A 19880-nucleotide genomic window follows, 5' to 3' on the forward strand; every position below is an offset into this window, starting at 1 on the left:
AGCCCGCGCCCGCCCGGGCGGGACCCGCTCCCGGGCGCCCCCGGCGGAACGCCGAAGGGGCGCCCGGAACCGCTGAGCGGTTCCGGGCGCCCCTCGTGGGCGCTCTACGGGGCGACTAGCCGTGCACCCGCAGCAGCGAACGCATCGTGCGCATCGCGACGGACAGGTTCGCCAGGTCGAAGTCGTCCGAGCCCCGGATCTCGTCCAGGGTCGTCCGGGCCCGCCCGATGATCGCCGCGTTCTTGTCCTCCCACGCCTTGAAGCGCTCCTCGGGAGTCGAGTCGCCGTTGCCGACCGCCAGCACATCGGCCGTCAGCGCCGCGTGCGCCGCGAACAGGTCCTCGCGGATGGAGGCGCGGGCCATGGACTGCCAGCGGTCGGACCGCGGCAGTTCGATGATCCGGTCCATCAGCTGGGTGATCTCCAGGCGGTCGGCGAGGTCGTAGTAGACCTCGGCGACACCCAGCGCGTCGACGCCGGTGCGGTCGGAGATCGCCACGATGTCGAGCGTCGGGAAGGCCGAGGAGAACCCGGCGACCTTGGCGGCCAGCTCCTCCGGCACGCCCTCGCCGGTCAGCTCGTCCATGATCGACTGGTACCACTCCAGGTCGGCGCCGCGCACCAGCTTCGGCAGCTCCTCCCAGACCTGGCTGACCCGGTCGCTGAAGAGCTGGATGGTGGCGGTGATCTCCAGCGGCTGCGGCCGGTTGTTGAGCAGCCAGCGGGTGCCGCGCTCGACCAGGCGCCGCGAGTGCAGCCGCACCCGGGTCTGGACGTCGGCCGCGACCTTGTTGTCGAGCGCCTCGACGTCGTCCCAGACCTCGGCCAGGCCGAAGATCTCGCGGGCCGCGAGCTGCGCGCGGACGATCTCCTCCGTGGAGGCCCCGGTCTCCTCGCGCAGGCGGTGCAGGAAGGTCGAACCACCGGTGTTGACGGTGTCGTTGACCAGCACCGTGGTGATGATCTCGCGGCGCAGCGCGTGCGCCTCGATCTGGTCCCGGAACTTCTCGTTCAGGGCGCCGGGGAAGTACGCGTGCAGCAGGCGGCGCAGGTACGGGTCGTCCGGCAGCTCGGTGGCGATGAGCTCGTCCGCCGCCGTGATCTTGGTGTAGGCGAACAGGACGGCCAGCTCCGGCTGGGTCATGCCCTTGCCGTTGTTCAGCAGTTCGCGGATCTGCCGGTCGTTGGGCAGGAACTCCAGGCTCCGGTCCAGTCGTCCGGCGCGCTCCAGACGGCGCATGAAGCGCTGCTGGGCGTGCAGCAGGCTCGGCGCCTGGGCCACGGCGTTGGCCAGGGCGGTGTTCTGCGCGTAGTTGTTGCGCAGGACCAGACGGCCGACCTCGTCCGTCATCTCGGCGAGCAGCTTGTTGCGCTGCTTCACCGTCATGTCGCCTTCGGAGACCAGCGAGTTCAGCAGGATCTTGATGTTCACCTCGTGGTCGGAGGTGTCCACGCCCGCGCTGTTGTCGATGGCGTCGGTGTTGACCTTGCCGCCCTCGCCGCCGGCCCCGGTCCGGGCGAACTCGATGCGGCCGAGCTGGGTCAGGCCCAGGTTGCCGCCCTCGCCGATGACCCGGGCGCGGACGTCCGCGCCGTTGACGCGGATGGCGTCGTTGGCCTTGTCGCCGACGTCGGCGTGCGTCTCGGCGGTGGCCTTGACGTACGTACCGATGCCGCCGTTCCACAGCAGGTCCACGGGGGCCTGGAGGATCGTCTGCATCAGCTCGGCCGGGGTCATCTTGGTGACGCCGGCCTCGATGCCGAGGGCCGCGCGCAGCTGCGCGTTGACCGGGATGGCCTTGGCGGTGCGCGGGTGGATCCCGCCGCCCGCCGAGAGCAGCGCCGTGTCGTAGTCGGCCCACGAGGAGCGCGGCAGCTCGAACAGGCGCCGGCGCTCGGCGTACGAGGTCGCCGCGTCCGGCGTCGGGTCGATGAAGATGTGCCGGTGGTCGAAGGCGGCGACCAGGCGGATGTGCTCGGAGAGCAGCATGCCGTTGCCGAAGACGTCACCGGACATGTCACCGACGCCGACGACCGTGAAGTCCTGGGTCTGGGTGTCGTGGCCGAGCTCGCGGAAGTGCCGCTTGACGGACTCCCACGCGCCGCGGGCGGTGATGCCCATGCCCTTGTGGTCGTAGCCGGCCGAGCCGCCGGAGGCGAACGCGTCGCCCAGCCAGAAGCCGTAGGACTCGGCGACCCCGTTGGCGATGTCGGAGAAGGTCGCGGTGCCCTTGTCGGCGGCGACGACGAGGTAGGTGTCGTCCTCGTCGTGGCGGACCACGCCCTTGGGCGGCACGACCTCGCCGCCGACCATGTTGTCGGTGATGTCGAGCAGCGCCGAGATGAAGATCTTGTACGAGGCGATGCCCTCGGCGAGCCAGGCGTCGCGGTCCACCGACGGGTCGGGCAGGTTCTTGGCGACGAAGCCGCCCTTGGCGCCGACCGGCACGATGACGGTGTTCTTGACCATCTGCGCCTTGACCAGGCCGAGGATCTCCGTACGGAAGTCCTCGCGCCGGTCGGACCAGCGCAGACCGCCGCGGGCGACCTTGCCGAAGCGCAGGTGGACGCCCTCGACGCGCGGGGAGTACACCCAGATCTCGAACGCGGGGCGCGGCGCCGGCAGGTCCGGGATGGCCTGCGGGTCGAACTTCATCGACACGTACGCGTGCGGCTCGCCCGCGCCGCCGTCCTGGCCCCTGCTGCCGCTTCCCTCGCCGGCGCTCTGGAAGAAGTTGGTGCGCAGGGTCGCCTTGATGAGGGTGAGGAAGGAGCGCAGGATGCGGTCCTCGTCGAGCGAGGCGACCTGGTCCAGGGCCCCGTCCAGCTCCTCCAGCATGGCGTCGACGAGCTCGCTGCCGGCGGCCTGGCGGCCGGGCGACATCCGGGCCTCGAAGAGCGAGACCAGCAGCCGGGTGGTGTGGACGTTGTTGCGGAGGGTGTCCTCCATGTAGTCCTGGCTGAAGGTGGAGCCCGCCTGACGCATGTACTTGGCGTACGCGCGCAGGACGACGGCCTGCCGCCAGGTCAGCCCGGCGCTGAGCACCAGGGTGTTGAAGTTGTCGTTCTCGGCCTGCCCGGTCCACACGGCCGCGAAGGCGTTCTGGAACCGCTCGCGGGCGTCGTCGCCGAGGTAGCTGTCGCCGTTGCCGGCGGGGGTGTGGATCCGCAGGCCGAAGTCGTAGATCCACGCGTTCGTACGGTCGCTGCAGCGCAGCTCGTACGGCCGCTCGTCGGTGACCTCGACGCCGAGGCGCTGCAGGACCGGCAGCACGGCGGACAGGGAGACCTGCTCGCCCTGGCGGTAGATCTTGAAGCGGCGCTCGCCGGGGCCGGCGCCGACGGGCTCGTAGAGGGAGAGGTCGAAGTCGCTGTCGCTGGCGGACAGCCGCTCCAGCCGGACCAGGTCGGCGACGGCGGCGCGCGGCGAGTGGTCGGCCTTGTAGCCCTCGGGGAAGGATCCCCCGTAGCGGCGCAGCAGCTCGGCGGCGCGCTCCTCGCCGGTCTCGGCGATCAGCGCCTCGCCGAAGCCGTCGGCCCAGGAGCGGGCGGCCTCGACGAGCCGGGCCTCGACCCGCTCGACGTCGGAGTCGGTCAGGACGGGCAGCTCGGTGCCCTGCGGGACGCGGACGACGAAGTGGATCCGGGAGAGGATCGATTCGGTGTTCCAGGCGGTGAAGTCGACGCTGATGCCGTCGAGCTCCTCCTTCAGGATGTCCATCAGCCGCAGCCGGACGCCGGTGGTGAACCGGTCGCGCGGCAGGTAGACCAGCGCGGAGTAGTAGCGCCCGTACTCGTCCTGGCGCAGGTACAGCCGCAGCCGGCGGCGCTCCTGGAGGTACAGCACGGAGGTGACGATGGCCTGGAGCTGGTCGACCGGGGTCTGGAACAGCTCGTCGCGCGGGTAGGTCTCCAGGATCTGCGTCAGGTCGCGGCCGTCGTGGCTGCTCGGCGCGAAGCCGGCGCCGGACAGGACCTCGGCGACCTTGCGGCGGATGACCGGGACGCGGCGCACGGACTCGGTGTACGCGGCGGAGGAGAACAGGCCGAGGAAGCGGCGCTCGCCCACGACGTTGCCCTCGGCGTCGAACTTCTTGACGCCGACGTAGTCGAGGTAGGACGGGCGGTGCACGGTGGAGCGGCTGTTGGCCTTGGTCAGCACCAGCAGGCGGTGCTCCCGGGCCTTGGCGCGCGCGTCGGCGGGCAGCCGGTTGAACGAGGGCGAGACGGGGTGGCCGTCCTCCTTGCCGCTGTGCAGCGGGTCGGAGCGCAGGATGCCGAGACCGGTGCCGGGCACGGCGGACAGGGAGTCGCCGTCGACGAGGTCGTACTCGCGGTAGCCGAGGAAGGTGAAGTGGTCGTCGGCGAGCCAGCGCAGCAGCTCGCGGGCCTCTTCGAGCTCGTACTCGCGCAGGTCCGGGGCGGTCGGCTCGTCCGGGAGCTGGTCGGCGACGCGCAGCGCGGCGTCGCGCATCTTCTCCCAGTCCTCGACGGACTCGCGGACGTCGGACAGGACGCGCAGCAGGTCGACGGTGATCTGCTTGAGGTCGGCGCGGTCGGTCTCGCGGTCGATCTCGACGTGGATCCAGGACTCGACGAGGGAGTCGTGGGGGCGCGCGGTCTTGGGGCCGTGCGCGTCGCAGTCGGGACCGAGGATCTCGATCAGCTTGCCGGTGACGTCACGGCGGACGACGACCTGCGGGTGGATCACGACGTGGATGCCGCGGCCCTGCCGGGAGAGCTCGTTGGTGACGGAGTCGACCAGGAAGGGCATGTCGTCGGTGACGACCTCGACGACCGAGTGGCTGGAGGTCCAGCCGTTCTCCTCGACCGTGGGGGTGTGCACGCGCACGTTCGCGGTGCCCTGCGGCCGCTTCTCGGCGAGCCGGTAGTGCGAGAGCGCCGCCCCGAACACGTCGACCGGATCCCGGTCCAAGAGGTCCTCGGGGGCGGTGTGCAGGTAGTAGCGCTGGAGGTAGGCGAGCACCGTGTCGCGGTCTGGACGCTCCCCTTGCTCGGACCCAGTCGGAAGTAGCCCCCCGGCCGGGCTGTTCTCAGCTACCCGGGCCGCCCGCGCGAGCAGCTCGGCCTTTGCTTCGTCCAGCTTGGTCTGCATGTCCTCTGGCTCCTGTCGCGCGCCATTGCGTGACGTAGGTGAAGGAAGGAATGGCGTAGCGCCGCGAGGCGGGGTGTCCGTTCGGGATCGACGCTATGCCGTCGTGAGAGCCGCCGTGGAGGGAACCGGCCATGATCGGCGAGAGGTCCCGGCAGCGGGGATCAGCGAAAGCCCGGGCACGGTCGTGCGCCGGGCGCTGGCCGGAGGCGGCAATGCCTCCGATGACTATCGCGCTGATCACGGGTACCAGGCTATCTCGCCGGACCCCCTGCCCGTCACGGGCCGGATCTGTACAAAAGCAGGTGCCTAAGTTTGACGATGTGCGCAGTGACGGCGGCGCCCGCTCGTGCCAGTCGCTATCCGGCCAGTTCGCGAGCAGTGCGGACGGCCTCCGCCAGCGAGTCCACGACGGGCACTCCGGCCGATTCGAGACTGGCGCGGCTGTGCGAACCACCCGTGTAGAGCACGGCCCGCGCGCCCACGTGGGCGGCGGCGAGGGCGTCGTCCACGGCGTCTCCGATGAGGACCGTACGCGCGGCGGTCACACCGGCCGCCTCCATGGCGGCCATATGGCGTACGAGGTGACCCGCCTTGCTGGTGTGCGAGGGACCCACGCGGCCGTCGACGCGGACGAAGTGCCCGTCGATGCCGTGGACGCGCACCAGCGGTACGAGCTTGTCATGGGGCGCGAGGGACAGCAGCGACTGGGTGGACCCGGCGCCCGACCAGTCCGCGAGCAGCTCCCGGGCGCCCTCGGCGAGCCCGGAGTCCTCGGCGGCCGCCCAGTAGTGCCGGTGGAAGGTCTCGTCCATGACGAGCCATTCCTCGTCGGTGGGCAGCCGGCCCATCAGGCGCTCGTAGAACTTCGGCACCGGGACGACGTACAGGTCGCGGTACGTCTCCAGGCTGATCGGCGGGAACCCTAGCTCGGCGAAGGAGGCGTTCGTCGCCACGATGACGGCGTCGATGTCGTGGAGCAGCGTGCCGTTCCAGTCCCAGACGATGTGCGGGCCGACGACGGCTATCCCGCTCACTTCGGCAACGGTCACTTCAGCAACCCCGGAATCTCCTGCACCCCGAACCAGAGGAGCTCGTGGTCCTCGGCCCCGTCCACGGTGAACCGCGCGTCGTCGTCCCCGCCGTCGGCGGCGTCCACGGCCGCCGCAGCGGCCGCGACGTCCTCGCGGGCGTCCTCGGCGTCCACGTGGACCGCGGCGGCCACGGTGAGCCGTACGGCGGCCGCGAGGGTGACCTGGCCGAGGGTGGCCTCGTCGAGCCCGGGGGTCGCGGTGGCGGCCTTGTCCTCGACGTCGACGGCCACGACGACCCGCTTGCGCGGGGCGGCGGCGTCGGCGGCGAGCAGCCGCAGCGAGGCGGTGGCGGCCCGGCCGAGCGCCGCGTACTCCAGCTCCTCGATGTCGTCCGAGACGTACCACTCCCGCAGCCCGGGGGTGACGGCGTACGCGCGGAGCGGGGCGGGGCCCAGCTCGCCCGCCTCGTGCGCCTCGGCGAGCCCTTGGAGGGTCAGGGGGACGTACACGCGCATGGCCGGCTGCTTTCGGTAGTCGGAAACGCCCTCAGGATACGACTGACGCGGCGAAACCCCCACGCCCCCCGGCACCGCGACCCGGCCCGGCCCCGGCCCCCGAGCGCGCCCGGGCGGCGGCCCCGTTCGGTGGCCGTCGCCGTCCCCCTTCGGACTGCCGCCCGGCCGGGGAACCGCGTCCACCCCCCGCCCCGCGCAGCGGGCGCGGCGGCGCGGTGGTTCCGGCCCGCCACCCGGATAGGTGAGCGCGGGCGCCCCGCGCGGGCGGGGCGCGGACCGTTGCGGAGCGTGTTCGCGGGCCCGTAGAAGATCCCCAACCAAGTTACCGCCCGGTATCACCGCCGGGCCCGGCCTCCTCGGGGACGACCGCCATGACCAGGACCAGGACCAGGAACACCACCCGCCCTCCCGGCCGCCGCGACCAGCGCCGCCCGCGCGGCCCGCACGACTGGTTCGCGGAACGCCTCCTGGCGGTGGTCAGCGGCCAGCGCCCGGTCCACTCGCTGCTGGGACTCACCGTCGGCCCCGCCTACGAGCAGCTCGTCACCCTGGCGCCCACCGGACCGCCGCGCGACCGCCTGCGCCCGGTGCTGCGCCACTGCGGCCGCTTCCACCCGGGCCCGGGCGTCATCGAGGCCTTCGCCCGCATCGCCACCGGCGAGCGCGTCTCCGCGATGGCCTTCCGCCTGGAGCAGGGCCCCGACCTGCGCTGGCGCTGCGCGGCGGTCGAGATCCAGGGCCCCCGCCCGTGAGGAAGCGGCCGCACGAAGACGCCGGGGCCGGACACCTCGTACGGTGTCCGGCCCCGGCGGGGGTGCCCCAGCGCGCGGGGCTACTTCTTGCGGCGACGGCCGCCGGCCGCCTTCTGCGCCTTGCGCCGCTCCGCACGGGTCATCCCGTCACCGGCTTCGCTGTCGAACTCGCCCTCGACGACACCGCCCTCGCCGTCCACCGTCGGCGCGGAGAAGTGCAGCCGGTCCGGACGCTGCGGCGCGTCCAGGCCCTTCGCGCGGATCTCGGGACGCCCGGCCCCGGCCGGCTCCTTCGTCAGCGACGGCGCCGCGTCCTGCACCGGAAGCTCCTCGACCTGCTGCTCGACCTGGACCTCCAGGTTGAACAGGTAGCCGACGGACTCCTCCTTGATGCCGTCCTGCATGGCGTTGAACATGTCGAAGCCCTCGCGCTGGTACTCGACCAGCGGGTCCTTCTGGGCCATCGCCCGCAGGCCGATGCCCTCCTGCAAGTAGTCCATCTCGTACAGGTGCTCGCGCCACTTGCGGTCCAGCACCGACAGCACCACGCGGCGCTCCAGCTCGCGCATGATCTCGGAGCCGAGCGTCTTCTCGCGCGCCTCGTACTGCTCGTGGATGTCGTCCTTGACGGACTCCGCGATGAACTCGGCCGTGATGCCGGCCCGGTCGCCCGCGGCCTCCTCCAGCTCGTCCACGGTGACCTTCACCGGGTAGAGCTGCTTGAACGCGCCCCACAGGCGGTCCAGGTCCCACTCCTCGGCGAAGCCCTCGACCGTCTCGGCCGCGATGTACGCGTCGATGGTGTCGTCCATCATGTGGCGCACCTGCTCCTGCAGGTCCTCGCCTTCGAGCACACGGCGGCGCTCGCTGTAGATGACCTCACGCTGGCGGCTGAGGACCTCGTCGTACTTCAGGACGTTCTTGCGCGTCTCGAAGTTCTGGGTCTCGACCTGCGACTGCGCCGAGGCGATCGCGCGCGTCACCATCTTGTTCTCGATCGGGACGTCGTCCGGCACGTTGGCCATCGACATGACGCGCTCGACCATCTGCGCCTTGAACAGACGCATCAGGTCGTCGCCCAGCGACAGGTAGAAGCGGGACTCGCCCGGGTCGCCCTGACGGCCGGAGCGGCCGCGCAGCTGGTTGTCGATGCGGCGCGACTCGTGCCGCTCGGTGCCCAGCACGTACAGCCCGCCGAGGTCCTTGACCTCCTCGAACTCGGCCTTCACGGCCGCCTCGGCCCGGTGGAGCGCCTCGGGCAGGGCCTGCGCCCACTCCTCGATGTGCTCCTCGGGGTCCAGGCCGCGCTGGCGCAGCTCGGCCTCGGCGAGGTCGTCCGGGTTGCCGCCGAGCTTGATGTCGGTACCGCGGCCGGCCATGTTCGTGGCGACCGTGACGGCGCCGCGGCGGCCGGCCTGGGCGACGATCGAGGCCTCGCGCTCGTGCTGCTTCGCGTTCAGCACCTCGTGCGGGATGCCGCGCTTGGAGAGCTGCTGCGAGAGGTACTCGGACTTCTCGACCGAGGTGGTGCCGACCAGGATCGGCTGGCCCTTCTCGTGCTTCTCCGCGATGTCGTCGACGACGGCGGCGAACTTCGCGACCTCGGTGCGGTAGATCAGGTCCGCCTGGTCCTTGCGGACCATGTCGCGGTTGGTCGGGATCGGGACGACACCGAGCTTGTAGATCTGGTGGAACTCGGCGGCCTCGGTCATGGCCGTACCGGTCATGCCCGACAGCTTGTTGTAGAGGCGGAAGAAGTTCTGAAGGGTGATCGTGGCGAGCGTCTGGTTCTCGTCCTTGATGTCCACCCCTTCCTTCGCCTCGATCGCCTGGTGCATGCCCTCGTTGTAGCGGCGGCCGGCGAGGATACGGCCGGTGTGCTCGTCGACGATCATGACCTCGCCGTCGATGACGACGTAGTCCTTGTCGACCTTGAACAGTTCCTTCGCCTTGATGGCGTTGTTCAGGTAGCCGACGAGCGGGGTGTTCACCGACTCGTAGAGGTTCTCGATGCCGAGCCAGTCCTCGACCTTGGCGACACCGGCCTCGTGGATGGCGACCGTGCGCTTCTTCTCGTCGACCTCGTAGTCGCCGGTCTCCTCGATGCCCTTGAGGGGCTGGCCGGGCTCGCCCTTGGTCAGGCGGGTGACCAGCTTCGCGAAGTCGGCGTACCACTTCGTGGCCTGGTCGGCCGGGCCGGAGATGATCAGCGGGGTACGGGCCTCGTCGACGAGGATCGAGTCGACCTCGTCGACCACGGCGAAGTTGTGGCCGCGCTGGACCAGCTCGTCCTGCGACCACGCCATGTTGTCGCGCAGGTAGTCGAAGCCGAACTCGTTGTTCGTGCCGTACGTGATGTCCGAGTTGTACTGCTCGCGGCGCTGCGCCGGCGACATGTTCGCCAGGATGCAGCCGACCTCCAGGCCGAGGAACTTGTGCACCCGGCCCATCAGCTCGGAGTCGCGCTCGGCGAGGTAGTCGTTCACCGTGATCAGGTGGACGCCCTTGCCCGACAGCGCGTTCAGGTACGCGGGGAGCGTGCCGACGAGGGTCTTGCCCTCACCGGTCTTCATCTCGGCGACGTAACCGAGGTGCAGCGCGGCGCCGCCCATGATCTGAACGTCGTAGTGGCGCTGGCCGAGGACGCGCTTCGCGGCCTCGCGAACGGTCGCGAAGGCCTCGGGGAGCAGGTCGTCCAGGCTCTCGCCGTCCTGGTAGCGCTGCTTGTATTCGTCAGTGAGCGCACGCAACTCGGCGTCGGAGAGGTTGACGAAGTCCTCTTCGATGGAGTTGACCTGGTCCGCGATGCGGTGCAGTTTGCGCAGGATCTTGCCTTCGCCTGCACGCATGAGCTTGTTGAAGACGGACACCGAGGTTTGTCTCCTTGCCGGTCGGGCCTGGCACTGGTTCGTACACGGGCACGGAGGGTGGGCCCCACCGCAACGGCCATCGTAAGCGAGGACGCGGTCGCGTCGGGAGGTCCGCACTATCCGCAGGGCACGGGTGCCCGGAATGAGAACGTACGGGATACCCGGAAGGTGCCGGTGTGCGCGAAAACTGATTCGCCGGGTCCGGCCGGCGGCGCGCACAATCCGGTCATGGAGCCCACCACCTTGAACACCGCGCGGCTGCGGCTGCGCCCCTTCGGTCCCGCCGACGAGGAAGAGGTGTACGCCGCCTGCCAGGACCCCGGCATCCAGCGCTGGACGATGGTCCCCAGCCCGTACGGACGCGAGCAGGCGCGGACCTTCGTGGGCGAGGTGGTCCCGGCCGGCTGGCGCGAGGAGAAGGAGTACGGCTTCGCCGTGCGCCTCGCCCCGGACGGCCCGCTGGTCGCCGCCGTCGGCGTCCACGTGCCCGCGCCGGGGTCGTACGAGATCGGCTACTGGGCCGTGCGGGAACACCGCGGCCGGGGCTACACGACCGAGGCCGTCCTGGCCGCCGCCCGCTGGGCCTTCACCGAGCTGGGCGCCGTACGGCTGGAATGGCGCGCCGAGGTCGGCAACCACGGCTCCCGGGCCGTCGCCGAGAAGGCCGGCTTCCGCGTGGAGGGCACGATGCGGGCCGGGCTCCAGGCGAAGGGCACCCTGCGCGACTGCTGGGTGGGCGCCCTGCTCCCCTCGGACCTCGGGCTGCCCTCCGCGCTGCCCTACCTGCCCGCTGTCAGTGGCGCCGTCTAGGGTGCCGACATGACCAGCGCCGCCGCACCGCAGCCGACCCCGACCGTGTCCCTGTCCGCCGACGAGGCCCGGCGGATCGCCCTGCGCGCACAGGGGTTCCTCGGCGCTCCGGACCGGCGCGGCGGGGTGCGCGGGGTGCTGCGGCACCTGGGCGCCGTCCAGCTCGACACGATCTCCGTCCTGGCCAGGTCGCACGAGCTGATCCCGTACGCCCGCCTGGGCGCGGTCGGCCGGCCGGCGGTGGAGCGGGCGTACTGGAGCGACCGGCACGCCTTCGAGTACTGGTCGCACGCGGCCTGCATCCTGCCCATCGAGGAGTGGCCGCACTTCGCGTTCCGCCGCCGGGCCCGCCGGGCGCGCGGCCACCGCTGGCACGTCCTGCGCGACAAGGAGCGCTCGACGAAGGCCGTCCTGGACCGCCTGAGGGCCGACGGCCCGCTGACCTCGACCGAGCTGGGCGGCGCCAAGAACGGCGGCGAGTGGTTCGAGTGGTCCGAGACCAAGATCGCGGTGGAGTGGCTGCTCGACACCGGCGAGGTGGTCTGCAGCGAACGCCGTGGCTGGAAGCGGGTGTACGACCTGCCCGAGCGCGCCGTGCCCGACGCGCTGCTCCACGACGACCTCGACGACCGCGAGTGCCTGCGCCGCCTGGTCGCCCTGGCCGGGCAGTCCCTGGGAGTCGGCACGCGGGCCGACATCGCGGACTACCACCGTCTGGGGGGCGGGCAGTTCGACGCGGTGGTCGAGGAGTCGGGCCTGGTCCCGGTCGAGGTCGAGGGCTGGTCCAAGCCGGCCTGGGCCGCGCCGGAGGCCCTGGCCGCCCCGCCCCGGGGCCGCCACCGCACGACGCTGCTCTCGCCGTTCGACTCCCTGGTCTGGGACCGGCCGCGCACGGAGCGGATCTTCGGATTCACCCACCGGCTGGAGGCGTACGTCCCCAAGCCCAAGCGGATACACGGCTACTTCGCGATGCCCCTGCTGGCGGGCGGCCACCTCCAGGGCCGGGTCGACCCGGCCCGCGAGGGCACCACGCTGGTGGCCCGCCAGCTCTCCCTGACCACCCCGAAGGCGGCCCGCCCGATGGCGCAGGCGCTGCGCGAGGCCGCGAGCTGGGTCGGCTGCGACGCGGTCCGTGTCGAGCGCGCCGCCTCCCCGGCGGAAGCGGAATCCGTCACGACGGAGCTCGCGGCGCTCTGATCAGCGAATTTCGAGGATCTTCTCGCGCATCGCGTAGACCACGGCTTCCATCCGGGAGTGCAGTTGCAGCTTCTCCAGGATGTTGCGCACGTGGTTCTTCACGGTGTTCTCGGAAATGAACAACTCCTTGGCGATGTCCCGGTTGTTCATTCCGGTGGCGACCAGCTTCAGGACCTCCAGCTCCCGGTCCGTCAGCCGCGGCGCCGGCACCAGCCGGCGCTCGTCGGTGCGCTGGATCATCGACTTGAACTCGGTCAGCAGCTTCGACGCCATCGAAGGGCTGATCTGCGACTGTCCGTCGGCCACCGCGCGGATCGCCGTGGCCACCTCGTCCGTCGAGATCTCCTTCAGCAGGTACCCCGTCGCGCCGGCCTTGATCGCGTCGTAGAGGTCCGCCTCCTCGTCGCTGATCGTCAGCATGATGATCTTCGCGGAGGGGGCCACTTCCTTGATCGAGGTACAGGCCTCGATCCCGCCCCGCCGCGGCATCCGCACGTCCATCAGCACGATGTCCGGCAGCAGGTCGGCCGCCTTGTCCACGGCCTCCGCGCCGTCCCCGGCCTCGCCGACGACCTGGATGTCCTCCTCCTGGGCGAGCACGATCTCCAGCCCTCGCCGGAACAGCGCGTGATCGTCCACCACGAGGACTCGGATCGGCTCCCCGGCAGGGCTCTCGGGAGCCCCGCAGTTCGCACCGTCGTCGCCGCGCACCGGTCCGAAGCCGTCCGCCATCGTTCCTCCCCCTGCATGTGCCGAGCCGCCGCGCCAACCGTGCGGCGTCGGCCGCCGGTTGACTGCCCGCCATGATTCCATGCCCGGGGCGTCCCCCGGGGGCTCTCGCGAGCCACGCTGGCGCATACACGTCGTCCGCGCGCCGCCCGGGTCACTCACACAGGTGCCCCCGCGGGACGCGACACGCGTCCCGCGGGGGCAGCGAACGAAGGTCAGCCGCCGAGCGCTCCGCCGGCGCCCGCGCCGGACTCGGCCGAGGAGGAAGCCTGGTCGGAGTTGAGGTGGATCACTCCGTAGTCATAGCCGTGGCGCCGGTAGACGACGCTCGGCATCTTCGTGTCGGAGTCGACGAACAGGTAGAAGTCGTGGCCGACCAGCTCCATCTCGTACAGAGCCTGATCGAGCGACATGGGCGCGGCCGAGTGGGTCTTTTCCCGGACGATGAGCGGGCCTTCGCCCTGCACTTCCAGAGAACCGATCCGCGTCGTCGGGATCGCGTCCGCCTGCTCCTCGATGAACGGCTGGCCGTTGCCGTTCAGCTGCGCGACGCCCGGCACCACGTCGGCGACCTCTGCCGCCGAGAGCCGGCCGTTGCCACGGCGCGTGTAGCGCTTGTCGTGCTGCTTGCGCAGCCGGGCCTCCAGCTTGTCCTGAGCGAGGTCCAGCGCCGCGTACGCGTCGGCGGCTGCCGCTTCCGCCCGGATGACGGGTCCCCGCGAGTGCAGGGTGATCTCCACGCGGTCGGAACGGTCGGCCTGGCGCGGGTTGTGCTCCTTGGACACCTCGACGTCCAAGCTGATCACCTTGGCGTCGAGCTTCTGGATCCGCTCGGGATTCAGCTTCTCTGCCACGTGCTTGCGGAACCGCTCGGGCACTTCGGTCTTGCGGCCCTTGACGACGATGTCCACGCAGAACTCCGTTCCCGGATAGCTCCGCCCCAGGGGCGAAGCGTCTCCCTTTCGCACCAGACTCCGGTGAGCACCGGAGCCTCGGACTTGGCGACTTTCACCTCCTCCTCCCCCATCGGCAAGGTCTACACCCCACCGACTTCGGAGTCGAGAGGCAGCCTCTGACACGAAGATCCGAAATATTTCGAAACATGCGATCCGATGCGTGGGGCCCAAGGCTCGCCAGTTCCTCACAACCGAACATATCCCTCTATGGCGGTTGTCGGCACCCGCTACCGGAACGTACCTCCGATCAGGTGGTCTGTCCCTCGTACTACCTGCAACGATGCGCCTTCCCCTCCAGTTCCAAATGTATTCACTGGTTTTTTGCTCTGTCCGGGTTGCGGGCGGTATCTCCCCATCCGAACGCGCCCGCCGGAGCGGCGACCACGGCCGCCGCGGCCGCCGGGCCGAGCCCCGCCGCGCGCACCGCCCGGGCCGCCTCGGCGAGCGAGGCGCCGGTGGTGACCACATCGTCCACGAGCACGATCCGCGGCCCGCCCGGCCGGCCCGCCGGCGCCGCCGCGGCACCCGTGGCCAGCAGCTCCACCCCGCCCCGGGACACCTCCAGGGCTCCCGCCAGGTTCGCCCGGCGCTCCCGCGCCCCCAGGCCCGCCTGGTCCGCCACCGCCCGCCTGAGCCGCAGTACGGGCGCCACCCGCGCCGGCACCCCGGCCCGCCGCAGCCGCGCCGAGGCGGCCAGCGCGATCCTGCGCCCCGGATCGTGCCCGCGCGCCCGCACGCGGTGGCGCGCGGACGGAACCGGAACCAGCACCAACTCCCCCGCGCACCCCGCCGTGGCGGTCCGGACGGCCGCCGCGAGGGCCGTGCCGAGCGCCCCGGCCAGCGGCAGCGCCCCGCGCTCCTTGTGCGCCAGTACGACCCCTCGTACCGCCCCGCCGTACGCGGCGGCCGCATACACCGCGGGCAGCCCCGCCGGCGCCGCAGCGGGCCGCACACACCCCGCCCCGGCCCCACTGAGCGCCGCCCGGCACCCGCCGCACAGCGGTTCGCGGCCGGCCCCGCAGCCGGCGCAGCCCACCGGCAGCACCAGCCCCGCGAGCTCCCGCCACCATCCGCGCACACCGCTCACCGTGCCGTCCCGGGCAGCACCGCGCCCCCCCTGTGGACAACCCCGCACAGGGGCACGAACCCTCAGCTCAGCGCCGGTCAGCCCCGGTCAGCCGCAGCTCTGCACCGGTCAGCCGCAGCCCAGCCCCGGTCATCCCAGGTCAGCAGCCGGTCAGCCCGGATAGACCGGCGCCCTTCCGCCCGCCGCCGCCGTACGCCACTGCGCACCCGGCGGCAGCCAGACGATGCCGTCCTCCGAGAACGCCACCACCGGCTTGCTCTCGTCCTCCGACGCCGCGATCGCGCTCAGCCCGGCCGCCCCGGGCAGCCCCGCCGCGACCATCGACCCGTCGGCCAGCATGTAGCGGGCCTGCATGACCCCGCCGCTCTCCCGGCCCACCACCAGCAGCCGGCCGCGCGGCGCCCAGCTCATCGCCGTCACCTCGGCCATCTGCGGGGCTCCCGGGCGCAGCTCGCGCACCGACACCGCCGAGGCGTCCGCCTTGCTCTCGGGCCGCTCGACGCGCCCGACGAACAGGTTCTTGCGCGAGCCGTCCTTCTCGACGAGCAGCGCGATCCGCACCCCGTCGGAGGAGGCCTTCAGCGCGGCGATCCGCCCGCTGCCGAGCCCGGAGACCTCGACCTTCTGCGGGGTCCCCGTCCCGCCCGGCACCCGCCACAGCGCCGCGTTCTGCGGATCCGTGTCCGCGATCCACAGGTCGCCCAGGGCGTCCCAGCTGGGCGCGGTCAGCTTGCCCGCCGCGCTGCTGAGCACCGACGCCGGCATCGGGCCGGCCGTCGTCAGGTTGACGACGTACAGCCCGCGCCCGTCCTGGGAGACCACCGCGGCGCGCTTCTCGTCGTAGGAGACCGCCGCCGAGCCGACCTTGAACGCGGTGGCGGTGGACAGCGGCCCGGGCGCCGGCTCGGGCTTGGCCTGGTGCTGCTGGTCCTCGCTCGTGACGTCGAGGGTCATCCGGACGAGCCGGGAGTCCTTGTCGACGTAGTACTGGTGGTCGGGGCTCGGCACCCGGTTGGCGATGGCCGCCGCCGCCCCGCCGGTCACCGAGCACAGCGAGGACTTGCCGTCGGAGAGCAGGAGTTCGACCCGGTCGAGCCGAGAGGCCGTCAGGTCCTTGACCGTGTACAGGAGTTGGGCGGCCATCCGCTGGCACTGCGGGTGGGCGACGTTGTCGGCCTTCGCGTTCAGCGGCACCCGCAGCGTGTTCTGGCCGTCGTACGAAAGGGACTTGGTGCCGTCGCGCAGCGCCGTCCCGCTGGGGAAGCTGGAGGTGACGACGGGCCCGAGCCACTTCGACGGCCCGGCCAGCAGCGACTGCACCGTCTGCGTGGTGGGGTCCATCCGCGATTCCGGGTCGCTGCGCTGACGCACGTACACCGGGTCGGCCACGAGCGTGCCGCCCGCGAAGTAGTACTTGTTGACCGGCTTGTAGATGCGCTGGAAGTCGGACTCGCTGAGCACGAGGCTGCTGGGCGGGGTCGCGATCCGCCACTGCTTGTTGACCTGGACCAGCTGGAGGTACTCCTCGTACCGCCCGCCGCCGGTCTCCGGCTGGTACGCGCTGCGCTCGTCCACCGTGGCGAGCTTCTTGCCGGTGACCTTCCAGCGGGGCTGGTCGGGCTCCTTCTCGCCGGGCACCGGGTACCGGTCGAGGCCGGCGGACAGGACGGTGACCGCGGAGCCGGGCTTCCAGTTCTTCGCGGCGTCCTCGGTGAGGTACTTGCGGGCGGTGTCGAGCATCGGGTCGTCGCTCGTCATCGCCTCCAGGAAGCCGTCGACGATCTCGGCCGGGCTGGCCTTGTCGGCGGGCGGCACCCCGAACACGCGGACCTGGGAGTCGACGCCGTGGGAGGCCTGCACCTGCCGGATCTCGCCGCTGTCGGGCATCGAGGCGCAGCCGGCCAGCAGCAGCCCGGTCAGCGCGGTCGCGCCCAGCGCGCCGCACCGGCCCGCGGGGGGCTTCCGGCGGCCCGGCGCGCGGGAACTCCTGGGCTCAGCGTCCACCTGTTCCATCCTCTGCTGACTGCTCCTGCGCTGCCTGGTCGGCTCCCCTGGCCACGACGCGGGACCCGTTGCCCGGCAGGGCCGTCGGGTCCGCGGGGACCGGGAGCGCACCGGCGACCGCGGAGCGCGGCGGTATCGGCGACCGGTCCGCGCCCTCCCGGGGCCGGTGGGCCGGTGCGGTGCCCGCGCCGGCCGCCTCGGCGGCGGCCCGGGCCCGGTTGGCCCGGGAGTCCTCGGGCTCCAGCGGGATCGGGGATCCGCGCAGCGGCTCGTCGGCGGTCCTCGGCAGGGTCAGCCGGAACTGGGAGCCGCCGCCCGGCTCGCCCCACGCCTGGAGCCAGCCGCCGTGCAGCCGGGCGTCCTCGACGGCGATGGACAGGCCGAGGCCGGTCCCGCCGGTGGTGCGGGCGCGGGCCGGGTCGGCCCGCCAGAAGCGGTTGAAGACGCGGGTGGCCTCGCCGGGCTTGAGCCCGACCCCGTAGTCCCGTACGGCGACGGCGACGGCGCCGCCCGCCGAGGCGAGCCGGACCACCACGTCGCGGCCCTCGCCGTGCTCCACGGCGTTGACGACGAGGTTGCGCAGCACCCGCTCCACGCGGCGGGCGTCGGCTTCCGCTATCACCGGCTGGGTGTCGCCGAGGACCCGGATGCGGGTGTTCTTGTGCTCCGCGAGCGGCTCGGCGCCGTCGATGACCCGGCGCACTACGTCGCGCAGGTCGACGGGCTCGGCCTCCAGCGCGGCCGCGCCCGCGTCGAACCGGCTGATCTCCAGCAGGTCGGCGAGCAGCGACTCGAAGCGGTCGAGCTGCCCGGCGAGGAGTTCGGCGGAGCGGGCGGTGACGGGATCGAAGTCGACCCGGGCGTCGTGGATGACGTCGGCGGCCATCCGGACGGTGGTGAGCGGGGTCCGCAGCTCGTGCGAGACGTCGGAGACGAAGCGGCGCTGCAGCCGGGACAGGTCCTCCAGCTGCTGGATCTTGAGCTGGAGGTTCTGGGCCATCTTGTTGAAGGCCTCGCCCAGGCGGGCGATGTCGTCCTCGCCGGTGACCTTCATCCGCTCCTGGAGCCGCCCGGCCGAGAGCCGCTCGGCGATCCCGGCGGCCATCCGGACGGGGGTCACGACCTGGCGTACGACGAGCCAGGCGATGGCGCCGAGCAGGACCACCACGAACACGCCGGCGGTGGCGAAGGTGACCTTGACCAGGTTGAGGGACTCCTCCTCCTGCGTCAGCGGGAAGAGGTAGTACAGGTCGTACGGGTCGCCGTTGATGTCGGTGAGCCGCTTGCCCACCACCAGCGCGGGCTCGGGCGCCTTCTCGTCGGCCCCGGAGGTGTACTTGATCTCCGAGAAGGTCTTGAAGGTGCCGGTGGCGTGGTTGACGGCCTTGCGCAGCCCCAGCGGGACGCTCGCGGTCGGATCCACGTTCCCCGAGGCGCGGGCGCCCTTGACGCCCTGGGCGCCGGGCGGGCCCTGCTCACCGGTGCCGGCGCCGAGCGCGGCCACCTCGAAGGCCGTCTGGCCACCACTGGCGAGCTGTTTGACCAGCGAGTTCATCCAGGTACTGGCGTCCCGGCCGACCTTGTTGTCGGTGGCGTCGGGCCCGTCCGCGGCCGACGGCGTGTTCGCCTTCTCCTGGGCGACGGCGAACCCGCCCGCGGCCTGGCTCTGCGCCGCCTGCTCCTTGGCGTCGAGGAGACCCTTGCTGACCTGGGCGACGACGACGAAGCCCAGCGCGAGCACCACGGCCAGCGACATCAGCAGGGTCGCCGCGACCACCCGGAGCTGGATGTTGCGCCGCCACAGCCGGACAGCCGGAAGCAGCGGCCGGCGCAGGAGACGTACGAACAGCCGCAGCACGGGGCCGCCGGGTGCGCCATCGGCCGCACGGAGCGGCCGGCCGCCCCGCAGGACTCCTCGGCGGGAGCCGCTGGGGGGCTTGCCGGGCTGCACGTCAGCTCGGTCCGGCCTTGTAGCCGACACCACGCACCGTCACTACGATCTCGGGGCGCTCCGGGTCCTTCTCGACCTTGGAGCGCAGCCGCTGCACGTGCACATTGACCAGGCGGGTGTCCGCCGCGTGCCGGTAGCCCCAGACCTGCTCCAGCAGCACCTCACGGGTGAAGACCTGCCAGGGCTTGCGCGCGAGCGCGACCAGCAGGTCGAATTCGAGCGGGGTCAGCGCGATCGAGGCGCCGTCCCGCTTGACCGAGTGCCCGGCCACGTCGATGACCAGGTCACCGATGGCCAGCTGCTCGGGCGCGGGCTCCTCCGACCGGCGCAGGCGGGCCCGGATGCGGGCCACCAGCTCCTTCGGCTTGAACGGCTTGACGATGTAGTCGTCGGCCCCGGACTCCAGGCCCACGACGACGTCCACCGTGTCGCTCTTCGCGGTGAGCATGACGATCGGCACCCCGGACTCGGCCCGGATCAGTCTGCAGACCTCTATGCCGTCCCGTCCGGGCAGCATCAGGTCGAGCAGCACGAGATCCGGCTTCGCCTCCCGGAAGGCAGCCAGCGCCTTGTCACCGTCCGCTACGAACGACGGCTCAAAACCTTCTCCACGCAGCACAATGCCGAGCATCTCGGCCAGCGCGGTGTCGTCGTCGACGACAAGGACTCGTCCCTTCATGCTTGACATCATCCCATTAGCTAATCGTTACCTGGCGGTGAGCTGTCCCACAGCCAAAAGGGCTGGAAATCGCCCCTCGGACCTGCGTGGTGATCAGGACCTCCAGTCTCCCCCGGATCCGGGCGACAATTGAGAGTACGGGCGGCCGGGATACCGGGGGGACGGCCGGTCCCCCCGGCGTTC

The 19880-nt window shown here is 71.7% G+C and carries 13 protein-coding genes; 3 read left to right on the top strand and 10 right to left on the bottom strand.

Annotated features, from left to right (window positions below; all coding sequences use genetic code 11):
- Window positions 1-115: 115 nt before the first annotated feature.
- The 3 genes from EES41_RS14805 to EES41_RS14815 all read right to left on the bottom strand — a co-directional run bounded on the left by EES41_RS14805 (window position 116) and on the right by EES41_RS14815 (window position 6662).
- Window positions 116-5116 (bottom strand): NAD-glutamate dehydrogenase, encoded by a 5001-nt coding sequence (locus EES41_RS14805; RefSeq protein ID WP_123078698.1) that lies wholly within the window; start codon window positions 5114-5116, stop codon window positions 116-118.
- A gap of 356 nt (window positions 5117-5472) precedes the next feature.
- Window positions 5473-6165 (bottom strand): HAD family hydrolase, encoded by a 693-nt coding sequence (locus tag EES41_RS14810; RefSeq protein ID WP_254211448.1) that lies wholly within the window; start codon window positions 6163-6165, stop codon window positions 5473-5475.
- Window positions 6162-6662 carry a hypothetical protein gene (locus EES41_RS14815; RefSeq protein ID WP_008743919.1) on the bottom strand — a complete coding sequence of 167 codons (501 nt, stop codon included), beginning with the start codon at window positions 6660-6662 and terminating at the stop codon, window positions 6162-6164. The genes EES41_RS14810 and EES41_RS14815 overlap by 4 nt, the downstream gene beginning before the upstream one ends.
- 371 nt (window positions 6663-7033) lie before the next feature.
- Between EES41_RS14815 and EES41_RS14820 the strand changes: the two genes are divergently transcribed.
- Window positions 7034-7414: an Rv3235 family protein gene (locus EES41_RS14820; protein ID WP_123078700.1), complete on the top strand. Its 381-nt coding sequence runs from the start codon at window positions 7034-7036 to the stop codon at window positions 7412-7414.
- A gap of 80 nt (window positions 7415-7494) precedes the next feature.
- Here the strand turns inward: EES41_RS14820 and secA are convergent, their stop codons facing one another.
- On the bottom strand, window positions 7495-10284 hold the full coding sequence (gene secA / locus EES41_RS14825; protein WP_123078702.1) for a preprotein translocase subunit SecA: 2790 nt from the start codon (window positions 10282-10284) through the stop codon (window positions 7495-7497).
- 228 nt (window positions 10285-10512) lie between these two features.
- Between secA and EES41_RS14830 the strand changes: the two genes are divergently transcribed.
- A complete protein-coding gene (locus EES41_RS14830) occupies window positions 10513-11094 on the top strand; it encodes a GNAT family N-acetyltransferase (RefSeq protein WP_123078706.1) in 582 nt (193 codons plus the stop codon).
- 9 nt (window positions 11095-11103) lie between these two features.
- Window positions 11104-12291, top strand: a complete 1188-nt coding sequence (locus EES41_RS14835) for a winged helix-turn-helix domain-containing protein (protein ID WP_123078708.1) — start codon at window positions 11104-11106, stop codon at window positions 12289-12291.
- Here EES41_RS14835 and EES41_RS14840 read toward each other — a convergent pair whose 3' ends face one another.
- From EES41_RS14840 to mtrA, 6 genes are all read right to left on the bottom strand, one after another.
- A complete protein-coding gene (locus EES41_RS14840; RefSeq protein WP_008743924.1) occupies window positions 12292-13023 on the bottom strand; it encodes a response regulator transcription factor in 732 nt (243 codons plus the stop codon).
- A gap of 212 nt (window positions 13024-13235) precedes the next feature.
- Entirely contained in the window at window positions 13236-13931 is a 696-nt protein-coding gene (gene raiA, locus EES41_RS14845; RefSeq protein ID WP_123078710.1) for a ribosome-associated translation inhibitor RaiA, read from the bottom strand.
- A 355-nt stretch (window positions 13932-14286) separates the two neighbouring features.
- Complete coding sequence (locus EES41_RS14850; RefSeq protein ID WP_123078712.1) at window positions 14287-15054, bottom strand: ComF family protein; 768 nt, start codon at window positions 15052-15054, stop codon at window positions 14287-14289.
- A 159-nt stretch (window positions 15055-15213) separates the two neighbouring features.
- Window positions 15214-17067, bottom strand: coding sequence for an LpqB family beta-propeller domain-containing protein (locus tag EES41_RS14855; protein WP_254211449.1), 1854 nt, complete (start codon window positions 17065-17067; stop codon window positions 15214-15216).
- Window positions 17057-18976: an MtrAB system histidine kinase MtrB gene (mtrB, locus tag EES41_RS14860; protein ID WP_250569536.1), complete on the bottom strand. Its 1920-nt coding sequence runs from the start codon at window positions 18974-18976 to the stop codon at window positions 17057-17059. The genes EES41_RS14855 and mtrB overlap by 11 nt, the downstream gene beginning before the upstream one ends.
- Window positions 18977-19019: 43 nt before the next feature.
- Entirely contained in the window at window positions 19020-19709 is a 690-nt protein-coding gene (gene mtrA, locus EES41_RS14865) for a two-component system response regulator MtrA (RefSeq protein ID WP_189973359.1), read from the bottom strand.
- Between the last annotated feature and the right edge of the window lie 171 nt (window positions 19710-19880).

The sequence above is a fragment of the Streptomyces sp. ADI95-16 genome, from assembly GCF_003721495.1.
Classification (GTDB): Bacteria; Actinomycetota; Actinomycetes; order Streptomycetales; family Streptomycetaceae; genus Streptomyces; species Streptomyces goshikiensis.

Coding starts and splice junctions, on each gene's coding strand:
- EES41_RS14805 (WP_123078698.1), bottom strand. CDS start 5,116: ATGCAGACCAAGCTGGACGAAGCAAAGGCCGAGCTGCTCGCGCGGGCG.
- EES41_RS14815 (WP_008743919.1), bottom strand. CDS start 6,662: ATGCGCGTGTACGTCCCCCTGACCCTCCAAGGGCTCGCCGAGGCGCAC.
- EES41_RS14820 (WP_123078700.1), top strand. CDS start 7,034: ATGACCAGGACCAGGACCAGGAACACCACCCGCCCTCCCGGCCGCCGC.
- EES41_RS14830 (WP_123078706.1), top strand. CDS start 10,513: ATGGAGCCCACCACCTTGAACACCGCGCGGCTGCGGCTGCGCCCCTTC.
- EES41_RS14835 (WP_123078708.1), top strand. CDS start 11,104: ATGACCAGCGCCGCCGCACCGCAGCCGACCCCGACCGTGTCCCTGTCC.
- EES41_RS14840 (WP_008743924.1), bottom strand. CDS start 13,023: ATGGCGGACGGCTTCGGACCGGTGCGCGGCGACGACGGTGCGAACTGC.
- mtrA (WP_189973359.1), bottom strand. CDS start 19,709: ATGATGTCAAGCATGAAGGGACGAGTCCTTGTCGTCGACGACGACACC.